General features: G+C 48.5%; 16 protein-coding genes. 1 reads left to right on the top strand and 15 read right to left on the bottom strand.

Annotation, left to right across the window (positions count from 1 at the left end; all coding sequences use genetic code 11):
- Window positions 1-27 precede the first annotated feature (27 nt).
- The 11 genes from MKY16_RS23115 to MKY16_RS23165 all read right to left on the bottom strand — a co-directional run bounded on the left by MKY16_RS23115 (window position 28) and on the right by MKY16_RS23165 (window position 9172).
- Entirely contained in the window at window positions 28-903 is an 876-nt protein-coding gene (locus MKY16_RS23115; RefSeq protein ID WP_029518573.1) for a cysteine ABC transporter substrate-binding protein, read from the bottom strand.
- Between the two features lie 137 nt (window positions 904-1040).
- Window positions 1041-1796, bottom strand: a complete 756-nt coding sequence (locus MKY16_RS23120; RefSeq protein WP_029518574.1) for an amino acid ABC transporter ATP-binding protein — start codon at window positions 1794-1796, stop codon at window positions 1041-1043.
- A gap of 18 nt (window positions 1797-1814) precedes the next feature.
- A complete protein-coding gene (locus MKY16_RS23125) occupies window positions 1815-2492 on the bottom strand; it encodes an amino acid ABC transporter permease (protein WP_029518575.1) in 678 nt (225 codons plus the stop codon).
- Window positions 2473-3138 carry an amino acid ABC transporter permease gene (locus MKY16_RS23130; protein WP_340957179.1) on the bottom strand — a complete coding sequence of 222 codons (666 nt, stop codon included), beginning with the start codon at window positions 3136-3138 and terminating at the stop codon, window positions 2473-2475. The genes MKY16_RS23125 and MKY16_RS23130 overlap by 20 nt, the downstream gene beginning before the upstream one ends.
- A gap of 219 nt (window positions 3139-3357) precedes the next feature.
- A complete protein-coding gene (locus MKY16_RS23135) occupies window positions 3358-4806 on the bottom strand; it encodes a SulP family inorganic anion transporter (RefSeq protein WP_340957180.1) in 1449 nt (482 codons plus the stop codon).
- Window positions 4807-5094: 288 nt separating this feature from the next.
- Entirely contained in the window at window positions 5095-5499 is a 405-nt protein-coding gene (locus tag MKY16_RS23140) for a PIN domain-containing protein (protein WP_340957183.1), read from the bottom strand.
- Complete coding sequence (locus MKY16_RS23145) at window positions 5500-5739, bottom strand: hypothetical protein (RefSeq protein WP_016822811.1); 240 nt, start codon at window positions 5737-5739, stop codon at window positions 5500-5502.
- 64 nt (window positions 5740-5803) lie between these two features.
- Window positions 5804-6376, bottom strand: coding sequence for a hypothetical protein (locus tag MKY16_RS23150; protein WP_165146052.1), 573 nt, complete (start codon window positions 6374-6376; stop codon window positions 5804-5806).
- A 22-nt stretch (window positions 6377-6398) separates the two neighbouring features.
- Window positions 6399-8069, bottom strand: a complete 1671-nt coding sequence (locus MKY16_RS23155; RefSeq protein ID WP_340957186.1) for an ABC1 kinase family protein — start codon at window positions 8067-8069, stop codon at window positions 6399-6401.
- A 1-nt stretch (window position 8070) separates the two neighbouring features.
- A complete protein-coding gene (locus MKY16_RS23160; protein WP_013312404.1) occupies window positions 8071-8430 on the bottom strand; it encodes a phasin family protein in 360 nt (119 codons plus the stop codon).
- Window positions 8431-8533: 103 nt separating this feature from the next.
- Entirely contained in the window at window positions 8534-9172 is a 639-nt protein-coding gene (locus tag MKY16_RS23165) for a ThuA domain-containing protein (protein WP_250240673.1), read from the bottom strand.
- A 439-nt stretch (window positions 9173-9611) separates the two neighbouring features.
- Between MKY16_RS23165 and MKY16_RS23170 the strand changes: the two genes are divergently transcribed.
- Window positions 9612-10061, top strand: coding sequence for an AbrB/MazE/SpoVT family DNA-binding domain-containing protein (locus tag MKY16_RS23170; RefSeq protein ID WP_025721620.1), 450 nt, complete (start codon window positions 9612-9614; stop codon window positions 10059-10061).
- A gap of 135 nt (window positions 10062-10196) precedes the next feature.
- Here MKY16_RS23170 and MKY16_RS23175 read toward each other — a convergent pair whose 3' ends face one another.
- The 4 genes from MKY16_RS23175 to cobI are packed head-to-tail and all read right to left on the bottom strand — an operon-like array spanning window position 10197 to window position 14235.
- The gene (locus MKY16_RS23175) at window positions 10197-11654 is read right to left on the bottom strand and encodes a cobyrinate a,c-diamide synthase (RefSeq protein ID WP_340957189.1); all 1458 of its coding nucleotides are present in this window, start codon (window positions 11652-11654) and stop codon (window positions 10197-10199) included.
- Window positions 11647-12735, bottom strand: a complete 1089-nt coding sequence (locus MKY16_RS23180; RefSeq protein WP_340957191.1) for a cobalt-precorrin 5A hydrolase — start codon at window positions 12733-12735, stop codon at window positions 11647-11649. The genes MKY16_RS23175 and MKY16_RS23180 overlap by 8 nt, the downstream gene beginning before the upstream one ends.
- A complete protein-coding gene (gene cobM / locus MKY16_RS23185) occupies window positions 12728-13522 on the bottom strand; it encodes a precorrin-4 C(11)-methyltransferase (RefSeq protein WP_340957194.1) in 795 nt (264 codons plus the stop codon). Before cobM ends, MKY16_RS23180 begins: the two co-directional genes overlap by 8 nt.
- Entirely contained in the window at window positions 13519-14235 is a 717-nt protein-coding gene (gene cobI, locus MKY16_RS23190) for a precorrin-2 C(20)-methyltransferase (RefSeq protein WP_025719607.1), read from the bottom strand. The genes cobM and cobI overlap by 4 nt, the downstream gene beginning before the upstream one ends.
- Window positions 14236-14238: the final 3 nt, after the last annotated feature.

The following is a 14238-nucleotide window of genomic DNA, read 5'->3' on the forward strand; positions in this document are numbered from 1 at the left end:
ATGCTTAATAAGTACCTTATATGATGATTAATCCACTTTGCCGCCTTCTACGACCAGTTGATCTGTAAAGCCTTCTCCATAAACGGAGGTCAGTGTGTCCTTGTAGGCTTGATGGACAAAATTTTCCTTACCCAACGTTGCCAACTCATTGTTGATCCAGTCTAACAACTCCTTATTTCCCTTTGCTACTGCGGGTGCAATCGTATCTTGACCACCAAAGGCCGGGATGGTTACGGTAAAGCCGGGGTTGGCCTTTGCCCAGGCGATCAGCTCTGTATTATCGTTGGCAATGGCAACGCCGCGTTTGTCTTTGAGGGCTGAGAAAATCTCTGTGTATTGATCGAATTTGAGCAGCTTGATGTCAGGATAATTTTTCGTAAAATAGGTTTCAGCCGTCGTTCCTTTTGCGACAATCAGCTTTTGATCCGAACCCTTCAATTGGTCAATCGTGGTGATTGGAGCACTATCAGGTGACACAATGCCAAAGGATAATTTCATATACGGATTGGCAAAATCAACTTTTTCTTTACGCTCATCGGTCACCGTAAAGTTAGCCATGATGATATCTACCTTGTTGGATTCCAAATAGGCAACCCGGCTGGCAGCATCCACCAGAACAAATTCCACCTTGGACTCGTCACCCAAGAGATCTTTGGCAAACCGCTTCGCAATATAGACGTCAAAGCCTTGATTTTTCCCTTCCGAATCCACGTAGCCAAAAGGCGGCTTATCTGCAAATACACCGATTCGAATCTTGCCATTCTTTTTAATATCCTCAATCGAAGCAAATTTAGCCGAGCCTGAACTACCGTTGGTATTACCAGCCCCTGCACATCCCACCAAACCAACAAGCAGCAAGCTCAAAGCCAGTAATAACGTCGTGAACTTCATTCCTTTTCTCATCTGTATTCCTCCCCCTGTTTGTCAGCATTTTGCATCATTCGGTTTCTTTCGCTTCTGGGTGCAATATAGAGACCAATAGAAACATGTCGATCTCTATATTGTGATTGGAAGTCGCTCATGGAATTGATGCAAAATGCTCATATCGTTTCGTACTGAAATATATCCAGAAAGTGCTGGGCACGCTCTGTTTCCGGTTGGGTAAAAAATTGCTGCGGCGTAGTCATTTCGCATATCTGTCCTTGATCCATAAAAACGATACGATCTCCTACCGACTTGGCAAATCCCATTTCATGCGTCACGATAATCATGGTCATGCCCTGCTGTGCCAGCTCTCGCATGACATCCAGCACCTCTCTGACCATTTCCGGGTCCAAGGATGCGGTGACTTCATCAAAGAGCATAATTTCCGGATTCATACACAGGGCGCGCACAATCGCAATCCGTTGCTTTTGCCCACCTGATAATTGTCTCGGATACGCATCTTTGCGATCCAGCAGACCCACTCGCTCCAATAGCTGCTCCGCTTGCTCAAGTGCCTCCTGCTTATTTCTCCGCTGAACTTTAAGCGGGCCGAGCAATATATTTTCTAAGACCGTCATATGCGGAAACAGCTCGTAGTTCTGGAACACCATTCCGATATGCTGACGCACCTCACGCCAATTCACTTTCTTGTCCGTCAGGTCTTGCCCTCTATAACGGATATCTCCGCTCTGAACTGGTTCCAGACCATTGAGACATCGGAGGAGTGTGCTTTTTCCACATCCCGAAGGACCGAGAACGACCACGACTTCCCCTTTCGTTACGTCCAGATTAATCTGTTGTAATACTTTTCGGTCTTCGAAGCTTTTGTGCAGCCCTCGAATTTCGAGTAAAACCTCCACAGCCTCTCCCATGACACCCACCCCATCCTGCTAATTTTGCCATCTGCGTTCAAATCTTTTGGAAAGTCTGGATAACGGATAGCATACGAGAAAATATAATATGAAAATAAAGCCATACACCCAAAAGGATGCCGAGGGCGCTTTGATTACACCAAGCTCAATAATCTGCTGTCCGACCTTGACCACTTCTACTACACCGATCAGCACTACTAATGAAGTGGTTTTGATCATCCGTGTCGCCAAATTAATAGAACCGGGAAGCATTCGGCGCACCGCCTGGGGAATGAGTACATGGCGGTATAACTGCCCATATGTCAGTCCCAGTGCCTGCCCGGATTCCACCTGATGCTTGGGCAGTGATTCCAATGCACCCCGAACAAGGTCACCAATCTCGGCTGCTCCCCACAGGCTGAATACGATAATTGCTGTCAATTCTCCGCTGATATTCACATTTAACAAAGGCGTAAATCCAAAATAAACGACATACAACCACACCAAAATCGGAATAATGCGGAATGTCTCCAAATATAATCTCAGCACAAACCGAATCGGTCTTGATTGTAAGGTGCGCAGCAATCCCATCAGAATGCCTAATAGAGTACCGATAATAATGGAAAGTAACGCAATCTCCAGCGTAACGAGTAATCCCCCTAATAGACGCTCGAAATTGGAACCTTCAAAGAGTACATTAATCCCCGAATTCAGCATATCGCACCTTCCTTTCCACCCAAGTCAGCAGTATCGACAAAGGTAAAAGCAGGACGAGATATGCCAATACCAGCAGAATTAGTGATTCTGTCGTTTTGTAGTACATACCGATTAGGTCTTTTGCCACATTCATCAAATCTAATAAAGCAATGGCGCCAACAATGGAGGTCTCCTTGAGTAGAAAAATCGCATTTGCTCCCAGAGACGGAACACTGATGGTAAAAGCCTGTGGCAAAATAACATATCTCGCCAGTTGTATCTTGGACAGTCCGAGACTCAGCCCGGATTCCGTTTGCGTTTTACTTACGGCTTCGATTCCACCACGGAACGCCTCAGCCATATAACCCCCGCCCAAAAAGGTCATGCCCACAATGGCACACGTCATTTCGCTCATATGCAGACCTATTTTGGTAAACCCGTAATACAGAAAATATAACTGTACAAGCAGCGGCGTATTTCGGGAAAGCTCAATATAGGCAACAATGATGCTGCTAATTCCCCTCACCTTGTAATACAGTACTATACTGCATAGCAAACCGACGACTAGTGAAAACAGAATAGCAAAAAAGGCGATCTTCAACGTCAGCCACATGGCTTCTCCATATAGCGGCAAGCTCTCTACAATAAAGTCCCAGTCTAAGTTCATATGTACATACCTTTCAATTTTCAATTATTCCTATGTACTTGCTTTGCTTAATAACAATGATTGTATTCCTGCCCAATTATTACGTCAATACTTTGATGAAAATTTGTCATATTTATCTATGGTTTAGGAAAGAAAAGTGTTGTTTTATTTCAGAAAAAAATAAAAAAGCTTGAAATGAATAAATTTCATTTCAAGCTTTGATTTATGCTATACGATTCATCACACGAGTGGCTCTGTAACTACAGGACCGCCGAGCTTCTCTACAATTAAACGGCTTTCCTCATTTAACCCTTGTAGGGTAATAGTTTTACCTGAGTTTCTGTATTTTTGAAGCACCTTGCCAATAGCAGTAACCGCCGAGTGATCCCAAACATGCGAATGGCTAAAGTCCACTACAACGCGGTCCGGATCATCCGAAGGTTCAAAATGATCAACAAAATGAGACGTTGAGGCGAAAAACATCGGCCCGCTGACATGGTACACCTTTTCTTCATGATCCTCAGTCGTACTGATACGGATTTTAGCCATTTTCCAGCCAAAATGCAGAGCACTTAGCAGTACGCCCACGATTACGCCCTTGGACAAATCATGCGTAGCCACCACGATGATCACCGTGACCACCATAATCAACGTATCTGCTTTAGGTACCTTGGCGATGTTTCGCAGCGATTTCCAATCCACAGTTCCAATACACACCATGAACATAACTCCCACCAATGCGCCCATGGGTACTTCCTTCACAACTCCACCAAGTACGAGCAGCAGAAAGGCCAAGAATACCCCAGCCGTAAAAGTGGACAAGCGCCCTCTTCCGCCTGAGCTGACATTAATGACGGATTGTCCGATCATGGCACAACCACCCATACCCCCAAAAAAGCCATTTACAAAGTTGGCAATCCCTTGCCCGCGGGCTTCCCGGTTTTTATTGCTTTTCGTTTCGGTCATTTCATCCAGGATACTGGCTGTCAGCAGCGATTCCAGCAGTCCAACCAGCGCCATCGTAAAGGAATACGGCAGCAAGATCCGCAACGTGTGCCACGACCACTCAATTTGCGGCAAGTGGAATGAAGGCAGCGAACTGGTTAGCGTCCCGATATCTCCTACCGTTTTCACATTCAATCCAAATACATACGTAATGATCGTCATGATGATGATTGCCGTCAATGGAGCGGGGATGCTTTTCACAAATCTCGGTAAAATATACACAATGAGCAGCGTCCCCGCTACCATCGCGTACATGATCCAATTGGCTCCATGAAAATGAGTAAGCTGAGCCATAAAGACGAGGATCGCCAGCGCATTCACAAACCCGGTCATGACTGGCTGTGAAATAAAGCTTATAAAGCGACCTATTTTCAAAACACCCAGCAGCACTTGAATAATTCCTGCCAAAATGGTAGCTGCAAACAGATATTCCACGCCATGATCCTTCACCAGACCAACGACCAGTACAGCCACGGCCCCGGTTGCTGCCGAGATCATCGCCGGACGTCCACCTGCAAAAGAGATGACAATGGCCATCGAGATGGAGGCGTACAGTCCGACCATGGGATTGACCCCCGCAATGATCGAGAAGGCAATCGCCTCGGGAATTAGTGCTAGCGCCACAGTCATGCCCGCAAGTATATCGGCCCGGATATTACCGAACCATTGTTGTCTAAGATTCATACTGTCTCGTTCCAGCCTCCTATATTTACAGAGAGTAGCGTGTTGACTCGCAACCCGTGTGGTTTCGGGCATCCGTCCAGCTGCCAATCGCCAAGGCTCTCCTATCATTCAGTTCGTCTCTCTCAAACGACCCGGTCCGTTACATTCAGTCCATCATTATAACGTAAGGGGTTCGCAGAGACGAATGAGTTAAAAGGCTGTTTACAGAAAGAAATCATCTATTCCCTTGGAATATCGTTCATTATCTTTATCTTATTCGTTTTCTTATATTTAAAATTTTCGCAATTTCTAAGATTCTAACCTGCTAAAGTTGATCACCTTAACTTCATACTCAGACTTCGCGAACTGTAAATCTTGATCCGCCGTAACCAGTACCAATTGGTTTATAATAGCTGTCGCAAGAATCAACGCATCTGGGGTCTTGAGCTTTCTTGCAAACTTATCTTTTTGTTCTCTTCTGATACGCCCCGCTTTAACTGCGATCTCTGAATTAACTGCAATAAATTCCCCGCCAAGAAAAGGTATCGAATCTAAGTCAGTATTAGTAGGCAACCCGGCTATAAACTCGGACTGAGTTATAACAGAAAAGAAGATATTCTCTTTATCTTTCTCAGCTTGTCGTATTACTCTATCCAAAGATGAGTCAAGTCTATGAAGGGCAATAGCTGCATTCGTATCAAATAGATACCCCATCTAATCCCAATCCTCTCTGGATTGTTTAACACTCTCTTCGATCTCAAGTAATTGCTCCTTGCTTAGACTGCCTCGAGAATTTAAAACAGCTTGCAACCCTTTTGGTAACGGGGACTCTAAATCAATAACCTCAGTTTCCCCCTGTTTATTTTCTATAGTAACTTTTGATGGTTCAAACCCAATATCACGAAGGAGACTTAGGAGACGTATTCGATGTATATCCGTTAATTTTTTTGCCACTAAAATCACTCCTTAGCAAAAGATTAGTTTCCGTTCATAGCTTGTTTAATTCGTTTTCTTATATTTAAAATTTTCGCAATTCCTGCACAAGCTCCGATAGGGCTTCAGCAATCTCAGAGTCTGCATGGTGCTGGAGTAAACTCTCAAAGTCAGGCAGTGCTTGCTTCAATAATCGATAGCTATAGTCATAATAACTCCAAAAAGCTACCGGATCATAACCACGTGCTTCTTCCTCTTCCCATTCCAGTTCATCTTCTTCTGGATCGCTGTCTGCTGACCATAGATATTTTTCGTCCAGCAGCATGGTTAGGGATTCAACAGACTTCTGTGAATCCTCTTGTGCATTTTCCATGTCCAATGCTCCAACAACCGCATGGTACAGTTCCAACTCACTCGGCGTGATATCATCCGAATTTCTCGTATGCAAATTACGCAATAAGAAGAGTAACACCCACGGCGTAACCTGCCACAGTGTGCCTTGATGCTCTATCAGATCAGCAATGGCTGCGTACTCCCCATTGGATATCAATTGTGGCAACTCCGTGCCTCTACCATAAGGAGTAGTCAGGCGGTGCCAAGGCACATCTGCAATTTGGAGACCATCCATTAGGGCAGTGTTCATCTTATGAGTATCCATAACTCTCCTTTCTGGTCGGTATCTAAAACCTTCCCGATTTAAAAATGGAATACAGTAAAAAGGCAACCATTAAGAGAGCGACAACAAAGCCGATTTCAATAGCAGGTACATTCCACAGCATGGTCGCCTGATGATTCAGCGATGAACCGATAATCAGTCCGACCATAATAATGCTGAACGCTAACAGCACGATACTGAATGACAGGCGGTTGCTGATCTGATCCAGCCTGCGCAGAAGCATTTCCAGCTCCGGCACAGTAACCTCCAGCTTAAGCTTGCCCTTGCCGATAATCGAGGCTAAATGCCTCGCCTGTCCTGGCAGTTCCATCAGCGCTTCCACCAGCTCAGTCGCACCGCCGAGCAGCTTGCCTCGGATACGACGACCGCTGAAGCGTTCCTTCAGCAGCCTGTTACCAAAGGGCTCAGCCAAAGCGATAATACTGAGGTCGGGGTCCAGATGCTCCACGACCCCCTCCAGTGTCAGCAACGCCTTGCCTAGCAACAGGACGTCCGATGGCAAACCAATCCGATGGCGCTGCGCTGCGCCAAACAGGTCATTCAAAGCATCACCAATACTGACCTGTGAAAAAGGAACATCTGAGTAATCTTCGCGTATCTTGTCCAGATCGGCACGTAGCGCATTCAGGTTGGTATCCGGTTCGACCAGACCCAAACGTTCGATAGACCGAACCATGGCATCGGTATTTTTGCGCATCAGGGCAATAATGAGGGAAGCGAGATGATTCTTCATCTCTTCGCTCAGCCTTCCCGTCATGCCAAAGTCCAAATAAGCGAGACTGCCATTTTTCAGAACGAGTAAATTCCCCGGATGGGGATCGGCATGGAAAAATCCCTCTATAAAAATTTGATGCAACATGCTGTTCACCAGCCGCTGCGCCAGTTCTTTCAAGTTATATCCACGGCGTAATAGCTCTTCACGACTACCCAAGTGAGTTCCGTCTAGAAACTCCATGGTCAGTATACGGGAAGAGGTATGATCCCAGTATATTTTCGGAATATAGATATGTGGGTCCTGCTCAAATTGGAGCGCAATCCTCTCTGTATTACGGGCTTCGTGGTTGTAATCCAGCTCCTGAATGAGCGATCTCCCCAGCTCCTCTACCATCTGGCGAAGCTGATACCGCTCTACCCATTCCCAGCGCTTGGCTGCCATCGCGGTCAGTTCCCGCAAAATGTCCAAATCTCGCCGAATGATGCGATTAACGCCAGGACGCTGGATTTTAATGGCGACCATTTCGCCGCTGTGCAGCTTGCCCAGATGCACTTGCCCGATCGAAGCAGCGGCCAGCGGAACATCGTCAAAACGAACCAGTATGTCCTCTAATGACGTGTCCAGCTCCTGCTCCAGAATGCCACGCGCCGTTTCAGATGAAAACGGCGGTACCTGATCCTGAAGCTTAACCAGCTCACGGATAATAGGCTCCGGCAGCAGGTCAGCACGTGTGCTTGCCAACTGTCCAAGCTTGATGAATGCAGGCCCCAGATCCTCCAGCACAAGTCGAATCCGTTCACCTAACGTTTTGGACTCGGGAGTTTCTCTCGTCAGCCACTTGCGAGGCAGTGACAGTAGCTGGAACAGTCCCATTTCTTCCACCATATAGCCAAAGCCATGACGCGCCAGCGCCATGGCAATTTCCCGGTAACGACCGGCGTGCTTCATACGAACCGCCATTTTAATCCAGCCGGTTCGCTTCTTCAGCGTCGCTCGAACCCGTAAGCGCCGCCTTTTCTTTTTCCAGCTCCGCTACCTGTTTTTCCAACAATGCCACACGCTGCTCCAAACTTGTGACATCATTTTCGGTAGGTACTTCCAGCTCCTGCAAAATGCGGCTAACCTGTTCGCGTATCACTGTTTTGAATTGTCCCTGTTCCTCTGCCCCTCGTTCGATCAGACGATCGACCAGTGCTTTGGATTCCGAAGGCGCAAGTTCTCCGCGGTTTACAAGATCCTCGACGGCTTTCTCCACCTTTTCTTTGCTGACAACGGTGAGGCCCCACCCCAATGAGATGGCTTTTTTGAACAAATCGCTCATAATATATCCTCCCCTACCTGTGATTACCTACTAGTATAACCTGAAAAGGGGAGCCGCATAAAGCTCGCAGCTCCCCTTCCTCAATGAATGGAATGATCTATGTTTAACCTGGAAAGCGTCCAGCCCACTTGGCGGCCTGAAGCAGCAGCTTGCGGTATCCCTCGTGCTGGAAGCTTGGCTGATTATGTCCAGGCATCAGGTAGACGACCCGACCCAATCCATAGGACAGTGACCATGCCGCCGGCCACCACTGGCCCTCATGTTCATATTCCATCAGTAGTGTTTTTTCAGTGAATGGATCAAAATCAAAACGATATGGCTCCTCTTGCATTTCGAACGGTTCGATTCCTTCCATAATCGGATGATCCGGCTCCGTTACCTTGAAGGAAAGTGGACCCGCAGCCGGATGCCGCAGGAAGCGTGCTCCCATGAGCTGTGCTATTTCATAACGTCCTTGCAATGTGATTCCGTTATGCAGCACAAGCAGTCCACCTCCGCCGCTAACATAGGACAGCAGTCCTGCTGTTTGTTGAGGAGACAGAACCTCCTTACGGCTATCACAATACGAGATGCATAGATCGAATGAGGCTAGATTTTCCTTGAGCAGCATTTTACGATTTTCACTGCATTGTACCGTCATCCAATCTTGTAAAATATGGCTAATCTCTTCGTCCACCCCTTGCAGCGGGTGAAACTCCGGATACGAATAATCTCCTAACAACAATGCTTTTCTTTTTTCCATGATAAATCCTCCTTGCCTGACTTGTATATAAGGACTTTAAAGGCGGGGTCCGTGTCATTCATTCTTGTTTGTGGGGTCAAAACGCTCAGAAAATTCTGTTTGGCCCTCATTCATTTCCCATAACACCGCCATCATTGTCCGAGCTACGGCATATATAAATAATTCTACAGACGGCCTATTAAATCCTTTAGCAGAAGATTATAGCATATATGTTCGCTCGGAATAAACTTATTAAAACTTATTCAAAATTTATAAATCTGAACGATGGCGATTCGGCCTCTTTATGGTATACTCGTAAGAAAAAAAGTGCGTCCATGCTTGATTAATAATAAAGGGCCGCTTTTTGTAAGAAATTTATGCTTGCGGTTATAGAATTGATAAGAATTGCCTCAAACCTTATACATTCTATACATCTTAAAAAACCGGGGAGGTTGCATGAATGAAAAGGACTGGAATGACCCGGCCCTTGGACAGCTTGGGGCGAATTGTGCTTCCTAAAGAGTTGCGCATGACGATGGAGATTGACATCGGCGATCCATTAGAGTTTTTTATTGAAGACCAGACACTCATGCTCCGTAAGTACAAATCAACCAACTGTATATTTTGCGGTGCGGTTGATACTAACACCTATTTTAAAGATCAGTTTATCTGCGATGAATGTGCGGCCTCGATGAAAACGGAAGATTTAGTTCCGGTCACAGCGACTGAAACCCATTCACCCCCACTTAAGCAAAACATGCATATGAAAAAAATTTATCAGCGCACAGACGTTATTTTGGAGAAAATGAGAGAGCTTATGGAAGAACATCCAGCATCTTCACAAAAACAACTCGCCTCCATGCTTGGCGTGAGTCAGGGAAGGATTTCCCAGCTGAAAAAGCTCATGTAAGTGAACCACCAAAAAAGTAATGTATACGCTTCCATACCATGTAAGGTTTAACTCTATTGAAATTTAGAAAAGCCGGCCCCTTTCAGGGAATCGGCTTCTTTTTGTTTATATGAAATGGTGGACTCGTTTGCAAAACTATGGACTGTAAGCCCGGCATTGTTCCACCCAACGTGCTGCCGCTTTGGGAAGAGAAGCGAGATGAACATGCGTGTAGGCTGCCAAAAGATTCCCTTTCGCATAGCCTTCGCTCTGAAGACCACGCATCCCCTTGGTTTGATAGGCGTAGGAGTAGGGGGCGGATGATTCGTCATAGTGCATGACAGAATAATGAAATTCATGTCCCCGAATGGTCTCTCCAGCCTCCAGCAGTAAGCAATCCTGCAAAGCGGTTGCTTCACGGTATCCCAGTGCGGCCCGTTTCTCCTGCATGCGGACGTCCGACGGAATAACTCCGGCCATGTGATGGGCATTTCCCATACGATCCGTAAGAGTCCGTGCCAGTACCATATAACCTCCGCATTCGGCGAATACTGGCATATCCCGGCTCACCGCGTTGCGGATATCTTCCAAAAAACCCGTATTTGCAGCGATATCTGCGGCAAACTCCTCGGGGAAACCGCCGCCCAGGTATAGGCCGCTTGCCTGCTCAGGTACGCGTTCTCCCGCCAGCGGACTGAAATAGGCAATTTCGGCTCCCGCCTGACGCAGCAAATCCATATTTTCCGGGTAGTAAAAATTGAACGCCGCATCTCTGGCGACGGCGATGACGGGACGTCCCCCGGTATCAGCTTCATGCCCTGCTGATGGAAGCCGATCCAAGGAAAATAATGGGTGCTCGGGCGGGCTGGGCGGCGGAGCCGAATCTGCCAATGCCCGCAGTGCATCCAGATCCGTACCCGCGCGGATCAGCTCTGCCGCCCGTTGGAAAAGCGGCTCCAGCTCGCCGCGTTCCACAGCGGGTACTAAACCCAGATGACGCTCGGGAATATCCAGCCCGTCATCACGCTTTAACCAGCCGAGCACAGGGATGCCGCACTCCTGCTCGATCGCCTTTTTGACGATGCCATAGTGCCCTTGGCTACCGCAACGATTCACAATTACGCCCACAATGCGCAGCTTGGGCTCCAAGCGCTGAAAGCCGAGCACAATAGCGGCGGCGCTTCGTGCCATACTGCGTACGTCGACCACCAGCAATACAGGGCTGTCCGTCAGCATGGCGATCTCAGCGGTCGAGCCAGTGTTGCTGAGCGGGTCCTTGCCGTCATACAGACCCATGACGCCTTCAATCACGGAAATATCCGCGCCTGCGGAAGCACGGATAAAGATTTCACGCACCGTATCCGGTGAGGTCATCCATGAATCCAGATTACGGGATGGCGTTCCGGTCGCGGCCGTATGATAGGTCGGATCAATATAATCCGGCCCGCACTTAAAACCCTGCACTCGCAGGCCGCTGTCGGCGAACGCCTTCATCAGCCCGAGGGTAACAGTCGTTTTGCCTGCGCCGCTGCCCGTGCCAGCAACAACAATACGGCTTCTGCGCGTAGCGGCAGACGGATCAGACTGTACAGCCTGCTTCATGACGTCAGTCATAGGAAACCCGCGCTACAGACAACGTCATATTGCCGCTTTTTTTCTTCTCCAGCAGCCAATGGTCTGCACCGGAGGACAACAAGGCTGAAGGTTCACTGACCCCATATGCGCCAGTGTATTTGAAGACGGTTTCCGATGGATTGGGAAGCTGCACCGTATTCAGCTCTGACGGAGTATACGTCACCAGTTCCCAACCGTATTTGGCGCAAAGGGCAAGTAAGCCCTCTTCGTCCTTTTTCAGATCAATGGTGGCAATATTCCGTACGCTTTTCACAGACAAACGCAACTCTTGCAAGGTGTCCAGCACACCCGCCTCCAGCTCCTCCAATGCAGTCCCACGGTTGCAGCCGATGCCGAGCACCAAGCTTTTCGGACGGTACAGCACGCCATTAGAAAGAAGCTGCTCTTCTTCCTCCGGCTCCAATAAACGGTCACTCACGACCAACGCGGCGTTAAACGGTTCTTGTAATGCTTCTGCCGTCGAGGCATATACCTTGATATGCCCAGGTACAGGTTTGTCATAACGCCACCAGTTCCGTTCGCCTGTCTCTTGTATGAGCGCAACAGGCTCCTCGTTCACAACAGCGGCGCTCACAGGAGTGGCCTTGTCGAAGCTATCGATCACCCAACCCAATTCACGCCCAAACATGTCCACCGGAATCGTGCCCTGCACGTCCGATGCAGTTGTGATTACCGCACGTGCGCCCAGTACAGCAGCTACATGGCGGGTCAATTCATTGGCGCCACCCAAATGCCCAGACAGTACGCTAATAACATGTTCTCCGCGATCATCAATGACGACCACGGCGGGGTCTACCTTTTTATCCACCAAAATCGGTGCAATCATACGAACCACTGCACCGAGGGAAATAAATAAAATAATACCGTTATATTGTTTAAATAAATCCGGCAAAATCAGTTTGACCGATCCTTCGAACAACTGAATGCCACGCTCCTGCTCATCGCCACGCTCAAACTTGGACATATAATACACATCCGTGCCCGGAAAGTTGGCTCCCAAATTGCGAACCATTTCCACTCCATGCTTCGTGATCGCCACAGCGGCAAATGGATTACTCACCGGACTTCACTCCCTTCCGGTAGCCATGGGTGAACGACTTATCATACAGCTTGGAACGGTGCGCATCCTTGTCCACCAGCTCTGGGTCGAGCGCCCAGCCCGCCAAAATCATGGCATGCATCGTTATGCCTGCTGCACGCAAATCGGCGGGTAATTGAGCAAGCGTCGTGCGCACGATCTTTTGATCCGGCCAGGTCGCGCGCTGCACAACCGCTACAGGCGTGTCCTCGCTCCAGCCTGCCGCCAGAAACTCAACGACCACCTTCTTCGCCAGTGTCGCGCTGAGGAATAAAGCCACTGTACAGTGATGGGAAGCTAGATCACGCAGCTTTTCCCGATCCGGTACAGGTGTACGGCCTTCAGCACGCGTCAGAATGACGGTCTGTGTCAGGTCAGGCACCGTTAGCTCTGCACCCAGCACGGCCGCAGAAGCAAAGACCGAACTGACGCCCGGTACGATTTCGTAGGCTACTCCGCGCTGCTTCAGCAACACCATCTGTTCCAAAATGGCTCCGTACACTGCCGGATCGCCTGTATGTACGCGAGCTACACTGCATCCAGCCTGCACAGCCTCGCTCATAATCTCAACCTGCCGGTCCAGATCCATGCCTGAGCTTTGCAATACCTGCGCCTCTGGTTTGGCCGTGGCAATCAACTCGTCGTTCACGAGTGAATCCGTGTACAATACCACATCGGCCGTGCGTAGAATCCGGGAGCCTTTGACCGTAATCAACTCCGGGTCTCCTGGACCTGCTCCTACAATATATACTTTGGGCTCCAACGTCATTTGCTCACCACCATTAAACTCAAATATTCAAGCTCCTGTCCGCGCAGCTCACGTGCGTTGCGCCATACCATTTCATAAGGAGAAGTGACCTTGGTAATGACAGATGCACGGTCCCCCAAATTGAGTTCATCGAGCACATCCAAAATCAAATCCAGTACCTTGGCAACCTTGATAAATACAACCGTATCGTGATTCTCAATCGCCCGCTTCATCGCTTCCCGATCATCCGTAGCCGGAATAATACCGACCTGCTGATCTCCGTCTGCCAAAGGCAATTCCAGCGCTGCCGCCGCTCCCAACACAGACGAAATGCCCGGAATAGATACAATCGGCACCTCAGGATGAAGATCCTTCATGAGCCGTGCCAAATGAATAAAGGTACTGTACAGATTAGGGTCTCCCTCTGTGACAAAGGCTACATCCTTGCCTTGACTCAGTGCCTCCCAGCAAGCAACCACCGTTTTGTTCCACTCCCGCTCCAGTACAACCGGGTCCTTGGTCATTGGAAAAATGAGTCCCAGCATCTCCTTTTCCTCCGGGTTGACGTACAACTCCACGATCTCGTGAGCATACGATTTGCCTCCCCGGCGTTTCTTCGGATAAGCCACAACTGCACATTCCTGAATCATGCGATACGCCTTGACTGTAATCAGCTCGGGATCACCCGGCCCCACGCCTACGCCGTAAAGTGTTCCTGTTGCCGCCGTATTCATGCT

The organism is Paenibacillus sp. FSL L8-0641 (assembly GCF_038006265.1).
In the GTDB taxonomy this organism is placed as follows: domain Bacteria; phylum Bacillota; class Bacilli; order Paenibacillales; family Paenibacillaceae; genus Paenibacillus; species Paenibacillus polymyxa_D.

Bases quoted from the DNA above. Each gene is read 5' to 3' on its own strand.
- MKY16_RS23115 (WP_029518573.1), bottom strand. From the start codon at position 903: ATGAGAAAAGGAATGAAGTTCACGACGTTATTACTGGCTTTGAGCTTG.
- MKY16_RS23120 (WP_029518574.1), bottom strand. From the start codon at position 1,796: ATGGGAGAGGCTGTGGAGGTTTTACTCGAAATTCGAGGGCTGCACAAA.
- MKY16_RS23125 (WP_029518575.1), bottom strand. From the start codon at position 2,492: ATGCTGAATTCGGGGATTAATGTACTCTTTGAAGGTTCCAATTTCGAG.
- MKY16_RS23130 (WP_340957179.1), bottom strand. From the start codon at position 3,138: ATGAACTTAGACTGGGACTTTATTGTAGAGAGCTTGCCGCTATATGGA.
- MKY16_RS23135 (WP_340957180.1), bottom strand. From the start codon at position 4,806: ATGAATCTTAGACAACAATGGTTCGGTAATATCCGGGCCGATATACTT.
- MKY16_RS23140 (WP_340957183.1), bottom strand. From the start codon at position 5,499: ATGGGGTATCTATTTGATACGAATGCAGCTATTGCCCTTCATAGACTT.
- MKY16_RS23150 (WP_165146052.1), bottom strand. From the start codon at position 6,376: ATGGATACTCATAAGATGAACACTGCCCTAATGGATGGTCTCCAAATT.
- MKY16_RS23155 (WP_340957186.1), bottom strand. From the start codon at position 8,069: ATGGCGGTTCGTATGAAGCACGCCGGTCGTTACCGGGAAATTGCCATG.
- MKY16_RS23160 (WP_013312404.1), bottom strand. From the start codon at position 8,430: ATGAGCGATTTGTTCAAAAAAGCCATCTCATTGGGGTGGGGCCTCACC.
- MKY16_RS23165 (WP_250240673.1), bottom strand. From the start codon at position 9,172: ATGGAAAAAAGAAAAGCATTGTTGTTAGGAGATTATTCGTATCCGGAG.
- MKY16_RS23170 (WP_025721620.1), top strand. From the start codon at position 9,612: ATGAAAAGGACTGGAATGACCCGGCCCTTGGACAGCTTGGGGCGAATT.
- MKY16_RS23175 (WP_340957189.1), bottom strand. From the start codon at position 11,654: ATGACTGACGTCATGAAGCAGGCTGTACAGTCTGATCCGTCTGCCGCT.
- cobM (WP_340957194.1), bottom strand. From the start codon at position 13,522: ATGACGTTGGAGCCCAAAGTATATATTGTAGGAGCAGGTCCAGGAGAC.
- cobI (WP_025719607.1), bottom strand. From the start codon at position 14,235: ATGAATACGGCGGCAACAGGAACACTTTACGGCGTAGGCGTGGGGCCG.